This window comes from Pseudarthrobacter raffinosi (assembly GCF_023913735.1).
GTDB lineage: Bacteria > Actinomycetota > Actinomycetes > Actinomycetales > Micrococcaceae > Arthrobacter > Arthrobacter raffinosi.
In genome coordinates this window covers 15927-33376 of sequence record NZ_JAMXBH010000014.1, presented here as the reverse complement: position 1 = coordinate 33376, position 17450 = coordinate 15927, and the positions used below count along the sequence as shown (strand labels likewise).

Genomic DNA, 17450 nt, shown 5'->3' with positions numbered 1-17450 from the left:
CCTTTCAACTTAACACGTGCGGGTGCCGACGCCCCCAGCACCCGGATGCCGCCGTCGTGATATTTCGAGCGAAGACCCATCCTTGTAGGCATGGTGGTACGAATCACACTTGACTACAGGGATTCCCCTGTTGGCGCTGACCAAGGAGTGAATCGTGAAACGGAATACAAAGTTGGTTTTTGGTGGTGCCGGTGTGGCACTGCTGGCGGCTGCGTCGCTGGGTGCCATGCCGGTAATGGCCCAGAGCCCAAAGTCCGCGGAGAAAACAGTCACGCTGAGAGCCACCCTCACGGAGCTTAACGGCTCCGGGGCTGCGGGCACAGCCACTGCTGTTGTCCGCAACCAGAAGATCCAGCACATCGAGGTCCACGCCACCGGGTTGACGCCCGATGCCCCGCACGCCCAGCACATCCATTACGGCAACCAGGCCCTGAACGAGTGCCCCACGCTGGCGCTGGACAGCAACGGTGACGGACGGCTGAATACTGTCGAGGGTGTTCCGGCCTACGGCCCGGTTGTGGTCTCGCTCAACACCACCGGTGACACCACCCCCGCCAGTTTCCTGGACGTTTCCCGGTTCCCCGTCTCCCAGGACGGCAGCTATGACTACAGCCGGGACAACATCGAATTTACTGATGTAGCCGGGACCGGCTACCCCGGTGCCGGCGGGCTCGGTACCGCCAAGCAGATCGCTGACTCCGTCCGCGAAGGCGAGGGCGTCCTGGTGATTCACGGAGTGGATTACGACGCCAACGGAACCTACAACTTCAGCGATCCTGAAGGTGCCAGTGAGCTTGACCCGAACCTCCCGGCAGAGGCCACTGACCCCGCCGCCTGCGGCGTCCTGCGCTAAGCGCGCATTTCCCCGCTCTTCGGGCCCCAGCAAGGCTTACCCCAGTGCCGTGCTGGGCTTGAAGATGGCAATGAACGGCAAGAGGAAGGGCCTGCCCGCACTCCGCGGACAGGCCCTTCCTGCTGCCTTCCCGTGACCGGGTCAGACGGCGTCCGAGGCGCGGAAGGTGGCCCCGCCGTCCGTGGATACGACCAGTCCGGCAGAGGTGGCGGCCCAGACCCAAGGGTTCGCGCCTGAACCCTCCACCGCCGCTATCGCCTGGACCTCCCCTTCGATCCGCCCCGTCCGGGACCAGGTGGCCCCGCCGTCAGCCGAATAATGTACGGAACCGTCCGGTTCCACGCCTATGGCTTCGGTGGGGCTGGCGAAGGTCACGAACTGGATCACCGGGGCGGCCGGGGTGAGGGCCCAGGTCTTGCCGCCGTCGGTGGAGCGCTGCACCCCGTCGCGGGTGGTCGCCAGGACCGTGTCACTGAATGGGTCCGCGGCCAGGGCCGCCGGGCTGAAGCCGGCGGCCTGAACGGACCAGGTCTTCCCGTCAGGGCTCGTGCGCAGGGTCCCGTCAAAGGCCACGATGCCGGACTTGGCCGAGGTGAGTGCGTGGAAGTCCGATTCGCCTTGGCGGGAGAGCTGCTCCCAGGTCTTGCCGCCGTCGGTGGATTGGATCAGGCCCAGTGGGTTAGGCAGGTCTGAGCCCGGCCCAGGGTGGCCCGAGGCGTAAAACAGGCCTTGGCCAGGGCCTGCGGTGAAGCCCATCAGGTCGTTGGTGCTGCCGATTTTGGTGGCGGGATGTGCGGTGACGTCGTAGAGACCATCGTGGGTGGCCAGGAGAACCTGGTCCGTTTCGCGGTTCACGGTGAGGCCGTGTATGTGGCTGCTGGGCAGGCCGGACGCGGAGTTGGTCGGGGCAGCGGTGCTCGCGGCCGGCGACGAAGCGGGTGTGCAGGCGGCAACAGTGAGCAGAAATGCGGTCGCCGCGGCGGCGGCCGAAGCGGGACGGTAACGGTTGAATGTGCGCGCGGGCATGGGATTCTCCAGGTGGCGGAACGAAAAGTATGGGTGGTCAGGCACCGGCCCGTGGCCGGGCCGGTGCCTGGGGTGCTGGCTACAGGGTGGCCAGCAGGTCCTTCATTTCCTGGATTTCGGTTTCCTGGGCCGTCACGATGTCTTTGGCCAGCTGGACCGCTTCGGGGTTCTTTCCTTCGGCGCTTTCGGTCTTGGCCATCATGACAGCGCCTTCGTGGTGGGCGATCATCTGGGTCAGGAACAGCCTGGACGCCTCGGTGCCCTGGGCCGCACCGAGGGCGGTCATGTCCTCCTCGCCCATCATGCCGGACATGCTGTGCCCGCCAGCCATCGCAGACGGCACTTCCGTGGACTGGTTCCAGCTCTTAAGCCAGCTCGTCATTTTCTCGATTTCGGGCCCCTGGGCGGCTTTGATTCTGGTGGCCAGGGCGCTCACCGTCGCCGGGATGCCTTCCTTCTTCAGCATCAGGTCCGACATTTCCACGGCCTGGGCGTGGTGCGGGATCATCGTCTGGGCGAACACGGCGTCGGCTGCGTTGAAGTCGGCAGCTGCCGGGACAGAGCTGGAGGACATTCCGGAGCTGCCGTGGTTCATGCCCGGCACGCTGCCTCCGTCGGAACCGGCGGAACCGGTGGAGCAGCCGGCCAGGGCAATCGCCGTAGCGATGGTGAGGGCGGAAATGGTCAGGGTCTTTTTCATCAAAATCAGGGTCCTTCGAAGTCAGCCGGCGTCAGGCGCCGTTGCGGATGCGTGCGGTGGTGGGGCCGGGTTGGCCGGCCCCGGCGTATGCGGGGTGGCTGGGCAGCGTCAGTGGTTGCGCAGGGTGCGCCGGACAGGACGCGGCGCAGGGCAGTTTTACGTCCGGCTGATGCAGAGGTCGCCGGGGGAAGGACTGCCCGGTAGATAGGCATAGGTGGTAGTGGCCACGGCGGCACCGGTGACGTTGAAGGCCGGGAACGGCGTGCTGCCGGGCAGCGGTGCCGACAGGGAAGTGTTCGCCGGGGACAGGACGCAGGCAGCGTCCCCGGCGGCCATCGCCGGGCAGCTGCCGGGAGACGTGCAGGGCGACGCCGTCCCGGACACCGGTGCCGCCGGATCCAGCGGTGCCACCAGAGCGTCGGCAGTGGAGGACTGGGCTGCCGGGTGGCCCCCATGTACAGCATGGGAGCCTTGGATCTGCGTCAGGGTCATGTCCGTGCCGGCAGAGGCCGCCGTGGGCATGGTGTGGGCGCCGGACATAATGTGCATCCCGAAAATCCCGGCGATGACAGCGAGCAGCCCGGTCAGCAGCCCTGCACGCCGGAGGAGCGCCATGAAGGGGCCGGGTGCTGTTGCTGCCATGGCGTTCCTCCTGCTCGTGTGGGCGGGCCTTTTGGTTTAACCGTACCGGGTTGACCTTTGCCGGGTGGTTCGCTGGTTCAACGTACCTGCGCGGGATTCAGTTTCACGCGGCGCAGCAGCTGGGCGTTCAACGCCACCACGATGGTGGACACTGACATCAGCACAGCGCCGGCCGCGGGGGACAGCACCACCCCGGCGAAGGCCAGCACGCCCGCGGCCAACGGGACGGACAAGACGTTGTAGCCGGTGGCCCAGATCAGGTTCTGCCACATCTTCCGGTAGCTGGCCCGCGACAGGTCCACCATGGACAGCACCGCGCGGGGGTCATTGCCGGCCAGCACCACGCCGGCCGATTCCATCGCCACGTCCGTGCCGGCGCCGATCGCGATGCCGACTTCAGCCCTGGCCAGGGCCGGGGAGTCGTTGACGCCGTCGCCCACCATCGCCACTTTCAGCCCGCGGCCCTGGAGCTCGGCGACCTTTTTGTCCTTGTCCGCCGGGAGGACTTCGGCGAAGACTTCGTCAATGTGCAGCTCTTCGGCGACGGCCAGGGCCACCTGCCGGGCGTCACCGGTGATCATGGCAACCTTGATGCCCCGGTTCTGCAGAGCCGCCACTGCCTGCCGGGATTCCGGGCGGACGGCGTCTTCGAGGCTGACGGCTCCCAGGACACTGTTCCCGTCGATCACGTGCAGCACGGCGGCGCCGCGGTCCATCCACGTCCGGGTGGAGCGGGCCAGCGGTTCAGGCTCGACGGCGCCGAGCTCGCGCAGGAGCGCGGGTCCGCCGACGTGAACTGTCCGCCCGTCCACGGTGGCACGGACGCCCCGGCCGATGAGGGACGAGAAACCGGTGGCATCCTGGATGGTCAGGTTCCGATGGCGGGCGGCACGGACGATGGCCCGTGCTACGGGGTGTTCACTGTCGGATTCCACCGCAGCGGCCAGGGCCAGCAGGCGGTCTGTATCCCCGCCCGCAACGGCGGCGATGTCCTTCAGGTCCGGTTCGCCGGTGGTGAGGGTACCGGTCTTATCGAAGAGGACAACGTCGATGGTCCGCATCCGTTCCAGGGCCATCCGGTTCTTGATCAGCACCCCGGCGCGGGCGGCCTGTTCCGTGGAGATGGCGATGACCAGCGGGATGGCAAGGCCCAGAGCATGGGGGCAGGCGATCACCAGGACGGTCACGGTGCGGGTGACTGCCTCCGGGACGCTGCCCAGCAGGGTCCAGACGATGAAGGTAATGATGCCCGCGCCGGCGGCGAAGTAAAACAGGAACCCCGCGGCCCGGTCGGCCAGCGCCTGCGCCTTGGACGAGGAAGCCTGCGCCTCGGCGACCAGCCGCTGGATGCCGGCCAGCGCGGTGTTCTCGCCGACGGCGGTCACGCGGACCCGGACGGTGTTATCCGTGGCGACGGTCCCGGCCACCACTTTGTCTCCTGGAGCGCGGGGCACGGTTTTGGATTCGCCCGTGATCATGGACTCGTCGAACTCGGCCTGGCCTTCGACGACGGTTCCGTCGGCCGGCATGCGGGCACCGGAGCGGACCAGGACAATGTCGCCTTCGCGGAGTTCGGACACGGGCACGGTCTCCGTGCCGGAGCCGGTGATGCGGTCGGCCTCATCCGGAAGTAAGGCCGCGAGGGCGTCCAGGGCGCCCTGCGCGGAACCGAGGGCCCGCATTTCGATCCAGTGGCCCAGCAGCATGATCGCGACCAGCAGCGCCAGTTCCCACCAGAAGTCCAGGTCGAACCCGCCGATGCCCAGGCTAGTGACCCAGGACGCGGCAAACGCGACGGTGATGGCCATGGCGATCAGCAGCATCATCCCCGGGCTCCGGGTCTTCAGTTCCTGCAGTCCGCCTTTGAGGAACGGCTGGCCTCCGTAGAGGAAAATCACCGTTCCCAGCACGGCCGGGATCCACGTTGAGCCGGGGAATTTCAGGGGCTCATAGCCCAGGAGGTGGCCGACCATCGGGCTGAAGTACACCACGGGCACGGACAGGACCAGGGTGAGCCAGAACCTGTTCTTGAACATGGCGGTACTGTGCCCGGCGTGCTGCCCGTGGCTGTGGACCGCGTGGTCGTCGTCGTGAGCACCATGCTGCTCGTGGGCGTGGCCGGCGTGATCTACGGGCGGGCTTGCCACCGCCGTTGCCTGGCCCGGTACGGGGCTCGGGGGCTGGTGGCCGGCGTGGTCTTTCCCGCCGTGGTGATCGTGGTGGTTTTCCATTGGTGCCCTCCTGTTGGGGGGAGTGTTCCCTGACGGCGTCAGCAGGACTGTCATCAGGGCGGGAGGTGGACTACCTGCTGCTGAGGCTGTACCCGGCGGCGGTGACGGCGTCCCGGACGGAGGTTTCCGTGTGGGGCCCGGAGACGCTTAGGCGCGAGGTCCCGCCGGCGACGAGTTCGACGGCGGCTGATGTCACGCCGTCGAGCGCGGTGACTGCCTTTTCAACGGTCTGGACACAGTGACCGCACGTCAGGCCGGTGACGGAGTACTCCGTACCTTCTGCCTGGGGTGACAGCTGCTTCGCTGAAGGGGTGGAGCAGCAACTGCACCCTGCAGTTTCAGCTGCAACGATGGGCAGTTCGGTCCGGACCGGGGATGCACTCATATCAGTTCTGTCCTTTTGCAAGAGAGGTGTGATGAGGTGCTGGGGTTGAACGGCTGTAAGGGCCGGAATTGCAAGGGCCTGGACAAACCACTTCACTGGCAACACCCAAAGAATACCCCCATGGGGTATATCTTGCAATGTGCCGACGCCCACAGCACCGGGGGAGCGGGCGGCCGAGCGCTCGCCTTACCGCCAGGACAGTCAGCCGTGGCTGGGTTCCCCGGTGACGGTGTGGTCGGCGTGGTTCAGGCCTTCCAGGACAAGTCGGGCCAGATGGCCGTCCGCGATGCTGTAGACCACCCTGCGACTGACCTTCTGCGTGCTGACGAGGCCGCTGAAGCGGAGCTTGGCCAGATGCTGGCTGACTGAGGTCCGGGAGGCTCCGGTGCGTTCCACCAGGGTGGTGACGTCGGCCGGTTCCTGGGTCAGGAGCCAGAGAATGTGCAGGCGGGTGGGATCGGAGAGCATCCGGAACGTGGCCGTGGCGGCATCCAGTCGGCGGGCATCAGGGAGCCGGGGATGGTGAAGGCTCGGTGTGGTGACGACTTGGGCCTCTTCCACCGGATCACCCTTTCATGTTGGCCGGTTCTGGGCCGGTCCTGGAGGCAGCCGGCCAGAATTTCACGGCCGCTGCTGTACTGATCATAGCCACCACTGCCAGGACGGCGGCGGCTGCGGGCTGGCCGGCGGACGCGCCGATCCAGCCGGCTACCGGGTAGGTGATGATGAAGCACGCGTGGGAGAGGGAGAACTGGGCGGTGAAGATGTAGGCCCGCGTGCTTTCCGTTGCGGAGCGGCGCAGTAACCGGGCCGAAGGGGTGCTGATCATCGAGTTCCCGGCGCCGAGTGCCGCCCAGAGCCCCAGCAGCATCAGCCACGGACCGGCCGTCGCCAGCAGGACAAACGTGCCGGCGAGGCCAAGGCCAAGAAGCGCAGCTCCGGACATCATCAACGAACGGTCGGCCAACCGGTCCAGCGCCCAGGGTGCGCTGAGCGCGACGGCCATCGAACCGGCGCCGTAACAGGCCAGGGCAATGGCGACGTCGGCGTTGGATCCTGCGAACAGGTCCCGGGTATAGACCACCGTGTTGACCAGCACGAGGGATGTAGCGGCCGCCACGGCCAGGTTCAAAGCCAGGAGGCCGCGCAGTTCCGGCGTTCTCGCGAAGATCCTCGCGCCGAGGGTGGTGCGGTGCCAGAGTGATCCTTCCTGACGGGCCGCCGGTGCTGCAGGCAGTCTGGTGGTCACCACCAATGCCGCAGAGAACACAAAGCCCGCCACGGTGCCGAGAAAAAGTTCGTGGAAGGAAAGTACGGACAGGAGTCCTGCGGCCAGGGCCGGGCTGACCAGGGATTCCAGGTCATACGCGAGACGAGAGAGTGACAAGGCCCGCGTGTACTGCCGTTCATCGGGCAGCACCACGGGGATCAGGGACTGGAAGGCCGGCGTGAACGTAGCCGAGGCACTCTGAAGGACAAATATCAGCACATAGATTTGCCAGGCCTGATCCACCGCGGGCAGCATCAGGGCGATTCCGCCACGGATCAGGTCCGCTGCAACCAGGACCGGCTTTTTTGGCAGCTTTTCCACCAGTGCCGCCATGACTGGCGCGACGAAGACGTAGGCCAGCATCTTTATGGTCAGCGCTGTCCCGAGCACGGCCCCGGCCTGCGCTCCTGCAAGGTCGAACGCCAGCAGTCCGAGGGCCACAGTCAGCAAACCGGTCCCCAGCAACGCAACAATCTGGGCTGAGAAGAGCTTCCGGTAGGCGCGGACGGCCAGAACTTCGATCATAAGGATCCCTCAATCAATATGTGCGTACCTATGCACCTATTGTAGACGGCTAAACCCCAGTGCCGTACAGGGCCAACCTTGAACGGGTGCACGGGAAACTCTTGGTCACCAGCTCTATTTCCCGAATCTAGACTAAGACTTGCTTACTGTGCCCCTGTTTTTAGATAAAGATGTCTTTCTGTTCACTAGTGTTACGCGGGTCACAGAGAAGGAAGGACGCCGTAGCAATGACTGCAACACAAGCACAAAACGTATCCCGCTCCTCAACAGGGACCCTGCTTGCCTCAAACTCGTCCTGGACCGAGCTGAAACGGGCCGCCGGAGAACTGCAGCAGATCCAGGTGAAGGACGGCTCGATACCTGATCCGGGGGACCATGACCGCGCCCTGTACGAGGTCGCCACGATCACCGCTTCAATCAGGGATTTGGCCCCTTCGTTCCCGCACGATGCGGAGTATCTGGCCCGGCTCGAAGTTGACTTCGAGCGGTGGGCTGCCTCCTCGTTCGGGGTCCCGGACTTCCTGGATTCTCTGCTCGCATTCCAGCCACAGCAGCACCGAATCGACGGACTGCCGCATCTGGTGGTCTTCCCTATGTATACGCAGAACGGCAGCCCGAACCGCTTCGTGGAGGCCGTGCTGTTCGAAGTAGTGTGGCCGGAGTTCATCGCTGAACTCGAAGGTGCAGAGTATTCGAACCAGCTTTTCGTACCCATTCGCTTCATCGACTTCACACCAGGCTATGACACGAACTCGGCGGTGTTGTTTCCTGAGAGCGTAGCCGTCCGTGAAACGCCGCAGTTCACCTGGGGTGGTATTTTCGCGGATCGCGAGGCTGAGCGGTTCCGGAGGGTGGTGGCCGCAGCCAGCGACATCACGTCCCTCACTCTCCCCGACGGAGCGCGGCGGCTGCTTGAAGACCCTCAGCTGGCCATGGAAACCTTCGTGATGTGGGATCTGATCCATGACAGGACGCACATGCGCGGGGATCTGCCGTTTGATCCGTTCATGATCAAGCAGAGGATGCCGTACTTTCTCTACACCCTGGAAGAGCTGCGGTGCGATCTGACGGCATTCCGTGAATCCGTCCGTATCGAGAGGGATGAGAACGCGCCGCCGGAGGCGCGAAACCACGCGAAACTCGTCCAGTATGCCGTAATCTTCGACCGGATTTTCCGGTTCGCGATGACAGGAAACCGGGTCCGCAATTACGACGGCCTTGGCGGTCAGCTCCTTTTCGCCTGGATGCACCAGCACAACGTGCTTCATTGGACGGACTCGAAACTGTCCATCGACTGGTCGGAAGCGCCAGAAGTAGTTATCGAACTCGGGAAGCGGATCGAGGAGCTGTACTGGCGTTCAATTGACCGCCCGAAAACCGCTCACTGGCTTGCGGCCTATGAATTCATCAGCGCCACAGTCACCCCGAACCCCGCATCCCACTGGGCCAAGGGGCCCCAGGCGCTGGCCCTTGACGGCCCTCCTCGGGGCCTGACCGACCAGGTGCTTGATGACGAGTTCCCACTTTCAATGTTCTACGAAGCACTGGAGAAAAAGATGAGAAACGTCATCGAATCCACGGCCGGAATCACCGGCGAGCCCAACGGCGGCAACAGCCGCAAGGACGCGGCATGATGGCTCCCGACGGACCCAGGACGGTCATGGTGGCCGGCTCCACCAGCGAGGCCGGGACCGCCGTCGTATCGGCCCTCAGCGGCGCCGGATTCCGCGTCGCCGCCGTGGACCTGGACACTGAGCGCGTGCAAAACCTCGCACAGTCCTGGCCCAACGTCACCGGCTACACCTGCAACCTCGCAGAACCCGCGGCCGTCCGGGAACTGGCGTCCTCGGTCCGCCGGGACCTTGGACCCCTCGATGGCCTGATCCACTTGGTGGGCGGCTGGCGCGGCGGCGACGGCATACCTGGGCAGGAGGACTCCGACTGGGACTTTCTGCACACCAGCGTCCTGACGACACTGCGAAACACCAGCCGCGCCTTCTACGACGACCTTGAAAAGTCCCCGGCGGGCCGGCTGGCCATCGTGTCTGCCCAGGCAGCTGCCAATCCCTCAGCAGGTGGTGCCGCCTACGCAGCGATCAAGGCCGCTTCCGAGGCCTGGACGCTGGCGGTGGCCGACGGCTTCCGCAGCTCACAATCCGGCAGCACGAACCACCGGCAACCGCAGCGGTCAGCTGCCGTCGTGTTCGTGGTCAAGGCCCTCGTCGACGACAAGATGAAGGCTTCCCAGCCCGACCGGAAATTCCCGGGATTCACCCATGTGAAGGATCTCGGAGCCGCTTCGGCCGCCCTGTTCAGCAGGTCCGCCGCCGAACTCAACGGTTCCCGCCTACCCCTGGTCTGATCTTTCACCTATGTCCCGACCGGCAAGCAGGTAGGGAGATCGACCAAGCGCCAGTACCGGCGCGCCCGCACGCCGACCTGCGTGCAGGCAGTCAGAAAACAATCCCATTCATGGGCCACACCAACCAAGAGGTAAACAATGTCGTTTTCTCCGTCCAAGAGGACAAAGGCACTGGCGAGTCTCGCCATCGGCCTTCTTGCTCTGACCGGTTGCACCAATGCATCACAGACCTCGGGGGGAGCTGCCCCGGGTTCCACTGGCTTTGATCCCGCCTCTGTGGCCAGGGACGATGCCCTCGCCGCGAGCGTACCTGAGGCCATCAGGAGCAAGGGCACCCTCACGGTGGGTGCCGACACAACGTACGCACCTGCCGAATCCCTGGGCGGCGCCGATGGCCAGACCCCGGTGGGCTACAACGTGGATTTCGCCAAGGCCATCGGTGCGACCCTCGGCCTGAAGGTCAAGGTCCAGACGTCGGAATTCACGGGAATCCTGCCCGCTCTCGGTGCCAAGTACGATCTGGGAATCTCCTCCTTCACAATCAACGCGGAGCGTCTGAAGGCCGTCAACATGGTCAGCTACTTCAATGCCGGCACGTTGTGGGCCGTCCAGAAGGGCAACCCGAAGAATTTCAGCGTCGATGACATCTGCGGCAAAACCGTAGGGGTGCAGACCGGCACCACCCAGGAGGACCCCGACGTCTCCGGCCGGTCCAAGGCATGCACGGATGCCGGAAAACCGGGCGTCAACGTCGTCACTTTGAAAACGCAGACAGATGTGACCACCCGTCTGGTGAACGGCAGCATCGACGCCATGGCCGCCGATTCCCCCATCATCGGCTATGCCCTCTCGCAGACCGGCGGCAAGCTGGAGCCCCTGGGCGATGTTTACGCTGCGGCACCGCAAGGTATCGCGGTCGCCAAGAGCGACACCGCCCTGTCCGAGCTCATGAAAAACGTCATGAACAAACTCATCAGCGACGGGACCTACGGGAAAATCCTGGACACCTGGAGCAACACCACGGGCGCCGTCACGAAGTCTGAAGTGAACCCGGCGGTAGGGAATTGAGCAGCCTCGCACCCACCGATACCAGCGACCGCAGGAACATTGCCGCGCACCGGAAACCGGAACTGATCGACGCCGTTCCGGTCCGCCATCCCGGCCGCTGGGCCGGCGCCGTCCTCATCCTGCTGTTCGCCGCGCTGCTGGGCCAGAGCCTGGTCACCAATACCAATTTCCGCTGGGACATCGTCGGCACCTATTTCATGGACGTGCTCGTCATCCAGGGCATCGGCTGGACGTTGCTGCTGACAGTCCTCTCGATGGCGATCGCCATCTTGCTGGCCATTCTCCTGGCCTTCATGCGCCAGTCGGACAATCCCCTGTTCCGCGGCGTGAGCTGGACCTGGGTCTGGTTCTTCCGCGGCACACCGGTCTACACCCAGCTGGTGTTCTGGGGCCTCATCTCCGTTCTTTATCCCAAGATCGCCCTGGGGATTCCGTTCGGACCGGAACTGTTCAGCTTCAGCACCCAGGACGTAATCACCGCCTTCATGGCAGCAATCCTGGGACTGGGGTTGAACGAGTCAGCCTATCTGGCCGAAATTTTCCGCGCCGGCCTGAAGTCCGTCGACTCCGGCCAGATGGAAGCCGCCGAGGCCCTGGGGATGCGCAAGTCCAAAATCATGTGGCGGATCATTCTGCCCCAGGCCATGCGCGTCATCGTGCCACCCACCGGCAATGAGACCATCGGGATGCTCAAGACCACCTCGCTGGTGCTCGCGGTGCCGTTCACCCTGGACCTGACATTCGCAACCAACGGCATCGCCAACCGCAGCTACCTGCCCATTCCGTTGCTGATCGTGGCCGCCCTCTGGTACCTGGTGATCACCAGCATCCTGATGGTGGGCCAGTACTACGTTGAGCGCCACTTCGGAAAGGGCGTGGACAACATCGTCCCTGCCCCGGTCAAGCCGACCCCTGCGGCCGCCGCAGCCAAAGCACCCAAAATAAAGGATGAGCTACCGTGACCATCACCAACGACCTCATGACGAAGGAGGCCCTCGTCCGGATTGACGGGGTCCACAAGTACTTCGGAGAGCACCATGTGCTCCGCGGGATCGACATGACGGTCCGGCAGGGCGAGGTTTCCGTCCTGATCGGCCCGTCCGGGTCCGGGAAGTCCACGTTGCTGCGCTGCATCAACATGCTGGAAACCATCAGCGCCGGCCGGATCCACGTCCGCGAAGAAATGATCGGCTACCGCGAGAACCGCGGCCGCCTGCATGACCTGACCATCAAAGAGATCGCCGCCCAGCGTCGGGAGATCGGCATGGTCTTCCAGCGCTTCAACCTCTTCCCGCACCGTACGGCGCTACAGAACATTATCGAGGCGCCCACCCAAGTCAAGCGGCAATCCAAGGTGAAGGCCAGATCACGCGCGATGGAACTTCTGGACCGTGTCGGTCTCGGAAACCACGCCAACCACTATCCCGCGCAGCTCTCCGGTGGCCAGCAGCAGCGCGTGGCCATCGCCCGTGCATTGGCGATGGAGCCTGAACTGATGCTCTTCGACGAGCCGACCTCGGCCCTGGACCCGGAACTCGTGGGCGAAGTGCTCAACGTGATGAAAGACCTGGCCAAGTCCGGCATGACTATGATCGTGGTCACCCACGAGATCGGCTTCGCGCGCGAGGTCGGAGACACCCTGACCTTCATGGACGGCGGCATCGTCGTCGAAAGCGGCAAGCCGCGCGACGTCATCGCCAATCCGCAGCAGGCCCGCACCCAGGAGTTCCTCTCCAAAGTTCTCTGACGGCTCAACCCAGGCGGTCCGGGCGTGATGTCCGAAGCGGATCATGCCCGGACCGGCATTGGTGCCTACGGTGAAGGATGATGTTGGTCTAGATTCGTGGAATGGGAACAGTTGGAGTGACGCAGTGACGAACCCCGGAGCGGACAACCAGGAGGAGGATCTGCTCGCGTTGACCATGAGCGTGGAGGACTGGCTGTTCATCGACGGGACCATTGACAACACCGTCGCCATTGCTGCCGTGGACGGCGCCGAGACCGTCGTCGGGCAGGGCCACGCGATCCGCGCGGCGGGCTGGGCGGCAACCCGCGCCCACCCGCGGAATAAGGACGGCTGGGGCGGCTGGCCGCCCACCGATGACGAGATTACCGTTGCGCTGCCGCCACCGGCGTGGCGGTTCGTCGTTGACGAGTTGTACAGGTGGGAGCGTGTGATGGCCGACGACGGCGCGGACGTGGGTGCCGTCAGCCCGGACGCGGGGAAGCCTGGGACGCGCGGCTTTGCGGTTGCGCACCGGCTGGTGGAGCGCCTCAGCGATGCGTCGCGCGAACCGGAGTAGCCGCAGGTCAAAACCGTCGGTGCGGTGGCGCTCTGGCTATGATTGAGGTACTGGGTTCTAAGCTGAGGGGGAACACTGGCCGATGAGTGCCGTCACTGTCGCGCGCAACGTCCGCGTCGCTATCTGGACCATTCTGGCGGTCCTCGTGGCTGTGGGTCTGATCTGGTTCGCCGTGTTTACCGCGAACAAACCCGCCACGCCCGTGCCCCCGGCGGCCGCTGATTCCCCGGTGGTGAGGGAAGACAGCCACCGGCTCACCAGCCCACCGGCCGAGAAAGCCCAGCTGGTTGAGTTTCTGGACTTCGAGTGCGAGGCCTGCCGCGCCGCCGAGCCTTTGGTGACGGAGCTGAAGGAGGACTACGGGGACCGGATCACGTTCGTCCTCCGCTACTTCCCCCTGCCCGGACACCCGAACTCCGGCACGGCAGCGCTCGCTGTCGAAGCCGCCGCGCGTCAGGGCCACTACGAACCGATGGTCACGAAGCTTTTCGCGACCCAGCCCGAGTGGGGCGAAAAGCAGGACTCCCAGGCCGCCCTCTTCCGGACCTACGCGGAAGGCCTCGGCCTCGACATGGCCCGGTTCGATCAGGATGTTGCCGCCGAGGACACCAAGGAACGGATCCGCCGGGACATCGCGGTCGGAAAAGCCCTCGGTGTTACCGGCACCCCGACGTTCTTCCTGAACGGCGAAAAACTCGTCCTCAACACCGAAGCCCAGTTCCGGCAGTTGCTCGACGACGCCGTCCGGTAGCGGCTGTGGTTAGTGCCGTGCAACATCGGGGGCGGCGCCAAACTTAAGCCCGCAACTCCCGATCAATCCGGTCCATTCGGGCCCGCACCAACTGGAAACGCGCGTCCTCAGGACCGGTCAATCGTGCCAACGCGGAAGCGGCGGCGATGTCGCACGAGCCCATATCGCTGGCGCACCAGCGTGAGATCAGGTCGGCATCTCCGCTGGAACGGACCGAGGCCGCAACAGCCTCATTCAATTCGTCACGCATGAGCTCAACGGCCAGGTTATTCGAGCGGTTGAGCAGGCGGGCCGGGTACGCCGCCAACGCTTCGCCGAGGCGGCCGGCCCGCAAGTACCCGGCCACAGCGTCGGCGTCGGACACCACAGTCACGCCAGCGGCAAAACGGTACGGATTGGGCTCCACCACGGCACCCAACACCGCACGGATCCGGTGCATTTCCGTCCGAATTGTCGCGGCCGCTCCGTCCTCGCCGTGCAGCTGGTAGGCCAGCTCTTCGGCGCTCCAGCCCTGTGTTCGCGAGGCCAGCAACGCCAGTATTTCGGCTCGGCGCAGCGTGATCGGAACGCCACGGCCGCCGTCGAGCTCTGCTGTCGGCTTGTCGCCGAGCAGCCGCAGGAACAGCGTAGAGGCGGTGCCGGGACGGGAAAGTCCGACGGCGGCACGCGGACTCAGTTCCGCCGTCGGGCCTGCGGACCTCAACAGCTCCTCGGCCAGCCGCACGCCGCAACGCACCATCCGCAGGCTGTCCGGCGTCACGGTGTCGATCGGCCCCGAAACATCCAGCACGCCGACGATCTCCCCGCTGAAAGGGTCGCGGATCGGGGCGGCGGTGCAGGCCCAGTCGTGGTGGGTCCGCACCAGGTGCTCGGCCGAAAACAACTGGGCCGGGCCCCCGGTAATAAGCGCCTCGCTGATGGCATTGGTGCCGATGCCGGACTCGGACCAGTCGGCACCTTCCACAAACTCCAGTGAGTCGGCCTGCCGCAACGCTGACCCGCTGCCGACCCGCCACAGCACCTCGCCCAGATGGTCAGTGACGATCAGCAGGTGGCGGCCCGCGGCGGACTCATCGGCGAGCATCTGGGACAACGCCGGAACCACGGATGCCAGGCGGTGTCCGGCGCCCAAAGAACGGGCTTCAGAAACGTCATGCAGATGCACCGGACTGTGCTGCTCGGGGTTGATTCCCAGAGCCAGGGAGCGGCGCCACGACTCAAGCAATGACGGCGAAAACGCAGGATCCGGCGAGCCGGCCAGCGTGGCATCCTGCGCGCTGCGGAGCGTCCTGGCGTACTCCAGGGGAGAGGAGAAACGGAGCCCGGGATCAGGCGCCAACGCGTGCTGCATGCGTCTACTCCCAACTCGCCGTCGAATCGATCTGCCCGAAGACCCCGCAGGAAAGGGGGGAGGCCCGTGTAACCCGATTGTAACCCCCCGCGACATTTACTTGTGATGCGAGTCACCACCCGGTCGGCTGTTATGGAACCGGGCAATGACTCATCGTCAGCAATGGAAAGAGGAGACATGCCTGAGACCGCAAATGGCATAGCCGAGGCTTGGCTGGCGCAGTTCGACGACGCGCTGCGCAGCCACAACACCGAGGCAGCACTGGAATTGTTCGAGGACGAATCGTATTGGCGCGACTTCGTATCCTTCACCTGGAATCTCAAAACGCTCGAGGGCAAGGACCAGATCAGGAGCATGCTGGACGCCACCTTGGAGGACATTCAGCCGTCCAACTGGACCCTGGCCGAGGACGCCACCGGGGACGCTGCCGGTACAGAGGCCTGGGTCAACTTCGAGACCTCGCAGGCCCGCGGCTACGCTCATCTGCGCCTGCGCAACGGCAAGTGCTGGACCCTGCTTACCACCATGCAGGAGCTGAAGGGCTTCGAGGAAAAGAAGGGCGCCAATCGTGAGAAGGGCGTGGCCCACCACATCAGCAAGGGCCGCAAGTCCTGGCTGGAACTGAAGGAGGAGCAGGAAGCCAGGCTCGGCTACGAGGACCAGCCCTACACCGTGATCATCGGCGGCGGGCAGGGCGGGATCGGCCTCGGCGCCCGGCTGCGCCGGCTCGGCGTGCCCACCCTCATCATTGAGAAGAACGAAAAGCCCGGCGACTCCTGGCGCAACCGCTACAAGTCCCTGCACCTGCACGACCCCGTCTGGTACGACCACCTGCCGTACCTGAAGTTCCCGGAAGACTGGCCTGTGTTCGCGGCCAAGGACAAGATCGGCGACTGGCTGGAGCATTACACCCGCATCATGGAGCTGAACTACTGGTCCAGCACCGAATGCACCAACGCCCGCTACGACGAGGACGCTCAAGAATGGGTCGTCCAGGTCATCCGCGACGGCGCACCGGTCACCTTGCGTCCCAAACAGCTCGTCTTCGCCTTGGGCGTCTCCGGTTACCCCAACGTGCCAGCGTTCGACGGCGCCGAGAGCTTCCTGGGGGAGCAGTACCACTCCTCCAAGCACCCCGGTGGCGGCGACTGGACGGGCAAGAAGGCCGTGGTGATCGGGTCAAACAACTCGGCCCACGACATCTGCGCCGACCTCTGGGAGCACGGCGCCGACGTCACCATGATCCAGCGCTCGTCCACCCACATTGCCCGCAGTGAGTCCCTCATGGACCTGGCCCTCGGCGACCTCTACTCGGAGAAGGCGCTGGCCAACGGCGTCACCACGGAGAAGGCCGACCTCCTGTTCGCCTCGCTGCCGTACCGGATCCTCCCGGAGGCCCAGATCCCGGTCTATCAGGAGATGGCAAAGCGGGACGCCGGTTTCTACACCCAGCTCGAGGCTGCGGGTTTCGAGCTGGACTTCGGAGTGGACGGTTCGGGGCTGTTCCTGAAGTACCTGCGGCGTGGCTCCGGCTACTACATCGACGTCGGCGCCTCCCAGCTGATCATCGACGGCCGCGTGAAACTCGCCAACGGCCAGGTCAGCAAGATCACCGGCAACGCCGTGGTCATGGACAACGGCACCGAGCTGGAAGCCGACGTGATCATCTACGCCACCGGCTACGGTTCGATGAACGGCTGGCTCGCTGACCTTGTCTCACCCGAGGTGGCTGACAGGGTGGGCAAGTGCTGGGGTTTCGGCTCCGAAACGCCCAAGGACCCTGGCCCCTGGGAGGGCGAGCTGCGGAACATGTGGAAGCCCACCAACGTGGAGAACCTCTGGATCCATGGCGGCAACCTGCACCAGAGCCGGCACTATTCCAACTACCTGGCCCTGCAGCTCAAGGCCCGGCTGGAGGGGCTGCCCACACCGGTGTTTGAGCTCCAGGCATCGCACCACACCCGCTGATCACCACCCACCCGG

At 64.9% G+C, this 17450-nt stretch carries 17 protein-coding genes; 9 read left to right on the top strand and 8 right to left on the bottom strand.

Annotated features, from left to right (window positions below; translation table 11 throughout):
- Positions 1 to 154: 154 nt before the first annotated feature.
- Entirely contained in the window at positions 155 to 853 is a 699-nt protein-coding gene (locus NG698_RS14025; RefSeq protein WP_252599928.1) for a hypothetical protein, read from the top strand.
- A 141-nt stretch (positions 854 to 994) separates the two neighbouring features.
- Here the strand turns inward: NG698_RS14025 and NG698_RS14020 are convergent, their stop codons facing one another.
- From NG698_RS14020 to NG698_RS13990, 7 genes are all read right to left on the bottom strand, one after another.
- Positions 995 to 1879, bottom strand: coding sequence for a F510_1955 family glycosylhydrolase (locus tag NG698_RS14020; RefSeq protein WP_252599929.1), 885 nt, complete (start codon positions 1877 to 1879; stop codon positions 995 to 997).
- 79 nt (positions 1880 to 1958) lie between these two features.
- Complete coding sequence (locus NG698_RS14015) at positions 1959 to 2579, bottom strand: DUF305 domain-containing protein (protein WP_252610557.1); 621 nt, start codon at positions 2577 to 2579, stop codon at positions 1959 to 1961.
- Between the two features lie 156 nt (positions 2580 to 2735).
- Positions 2736 to 3221, bottom strand: coding sequence for a hypothetical protein (locus tag NG698_RS14010; protein WP_252599931.1), 486 nt, complete (start codon positions 3219 to 3221; stop codon positions 2736 to 2738).
- A 77-nt stretch (positions 3222 to 3298) separates the two neighbouring features.
- Positions 3299 to 5452 carry a heavy metal translocating P-type ATPase gene (locus NG698_RS14005; protein ID WP_252610555.1) on the bottom strand — a complete coding sequence of 718 codons (2154 nt, stop codon included), beginning with the start codon at positions 5450 to 5452 and terminating at the stop codon, positions 3299 to 3301.
- A 70-nt stretch (positions 5453 to 5522) separates the two neighbouring features.
- The gene (locus tag NG698_RS14000) at positions 5523 to 5837 is read right to left on the bottom strand and encodes a heavy-metal-associated domain-containing protein (RefSeq protein WP_252599933.1); all 315 of its coding nucleotides are present in this window, start codon (positions 5835 to 5837) and stop codon (positions 5523 to 5525) included.
- A 201-nt stretch (positions 5838 to 6038) separates the two neighbouring features.
- Positions 6039 to 6398, bottom strand: a complete 360-nt coding sequence (locus NG698_RS13995) for an ArsR/SmtB family transcription factor (RefSeq protein ID WP_252599934.1) — start codon at positions 6396 to 6398, stop codon at positions 6039 to 6041.
- A gap of 4 nt (positions 6399 to 6402) precedes the next feature.
- On the bottom strand, positions 6403 to 7632 hold the full coding sequence (locus NG698_RS13990) for an MFS transporter (protein WP_252610554.1): 1230 nt from the start codon (positions 7630 to 7632) through the stop codon (positions 6403 to 6405).
- 227 nt (positions 7633 to 7859) lie between these two features.
- Between NG698_RS13990 and NG698_RS13985 the strand changes: the two genes are divergently transcribed.
- From NG698_RS13985 to NG698_RS13955, 7 genes are all read left to right on the top strand, one after another.
- Complete coding sequence (locus tag NG698_RS13985; RefSeq protein ID WP_252599936.1) at positions 7860 to 9266, top strand: DUF6421 family protein; 1407 nt, start codon at positions 7860 to 7862, stop codon at positions 9264 to 9266.
- The gene (locus tag NG698_RS13980) at positions 9263 to 9994 is read left to right on the top strand and encodes an SDR family NAD(P)-dependent oxidoreductase (protein WP_308216174.1); all 732 of its coding nucleotides are present in this window, start codon (positions 9263 to 9265) and stop codon (positions 9992 to 9994) included. Before NG698_RS13985 ends, NG698_RS13980 begins: the two co-directional genes overlap by 4 nt.
- A gap of 276 nt (positions 9995 to 10270) precedes the next feature.
- Complete coding sequence (locus tag NG698_RS13975) at positions 10271 to 11062, top strand: ABC transporter substrate-binding protein (RefSeq protein WP_252599937.1); 792 nt, start codon at positions 10271 to 10273, stop codon at positions 11060 to 11062.
- 38 nt (positions 11063 to 11100) lie between these two features.
- Complete coding sequence (locus NG698_RS13970) at positions 11101 to 12024, top strand: amino acid ABC transporter permease (protein WP_252599949.1); 924 nt, start codon at positions 11101 to 11103, stop codon at positions 12022 to 12024.
- 17 nt (positions 12025 to 12041) lie between these two features.
- Complete coding sequence (locus NG698_RS13965; RefSeq protein WP_252599950.1) at positions 12042 to 12809, top strand: amino acid ABC transporter ATP-binding protein; 768 nt, start codon at positions 12042 to 12044, stop codon at positions 12807 to 12809.
- A 124-nt stretch (positions 12810 to 12933) separates the two neighbouring features.
- Positions 12934 to 13365: a hypothetical protein gene (locus NG698_RS13960; RefSeq protein WP_252599938.1), complete on the top strand. Its 432-nt coding sequence runs from the start codon at positions 12934 to 12936 to the stop codon at positions 13363 to 13365.
- Between the two features lie 82 nt (positions 13366 to 13447).
- The gene (locus NG698_RS13955) at positions 13448 to 14116 is read left to right on the top strand and encodes a DsbA family protein (RefSeq protein WP_252610552.1); all 669 of its coding nucleotides are present in this window, start codon (positions 13448 to 13450) and stop codon (positions 14114 to 14116) included.
- A 43-nt stretch (positions 14117 to 14159) separates the two neighbouring features.
- Here the strand turns inward: NG698_RS13955 and NG698_RS13950 are convergent, their stop codons facing one another.
- Complete coding sequence (locus tag NG698_RS13950) at positions 14160 to 15467, bottom strand: helix-turn-helix domain-containing protein (protein WP_252599940.1); 1308 nt, start codon at positions 15465 to 15467, stop codon at positions 14160 to 14162.
- 177 nt (positions 15468 to 15644) lie between these two features.
- Between NG698_RS13950 and NG698_RS13945 the strand changes: the two genes are divergently transcribed.
- Positions 15645 to 17435: an NAD(P)/FAD-dependent oxidoreductase gene (locus NG698_RS13945; RefSeq protein WP_252599941.1), complete on the top strand. Its 1791-nt coding sequence runs from the start codon at positions 15645 to 15647 to the stop codon at positions 17433 to 17435.
- Positions 17436 to 17450 lie beyond the last annotated feature (15 nt).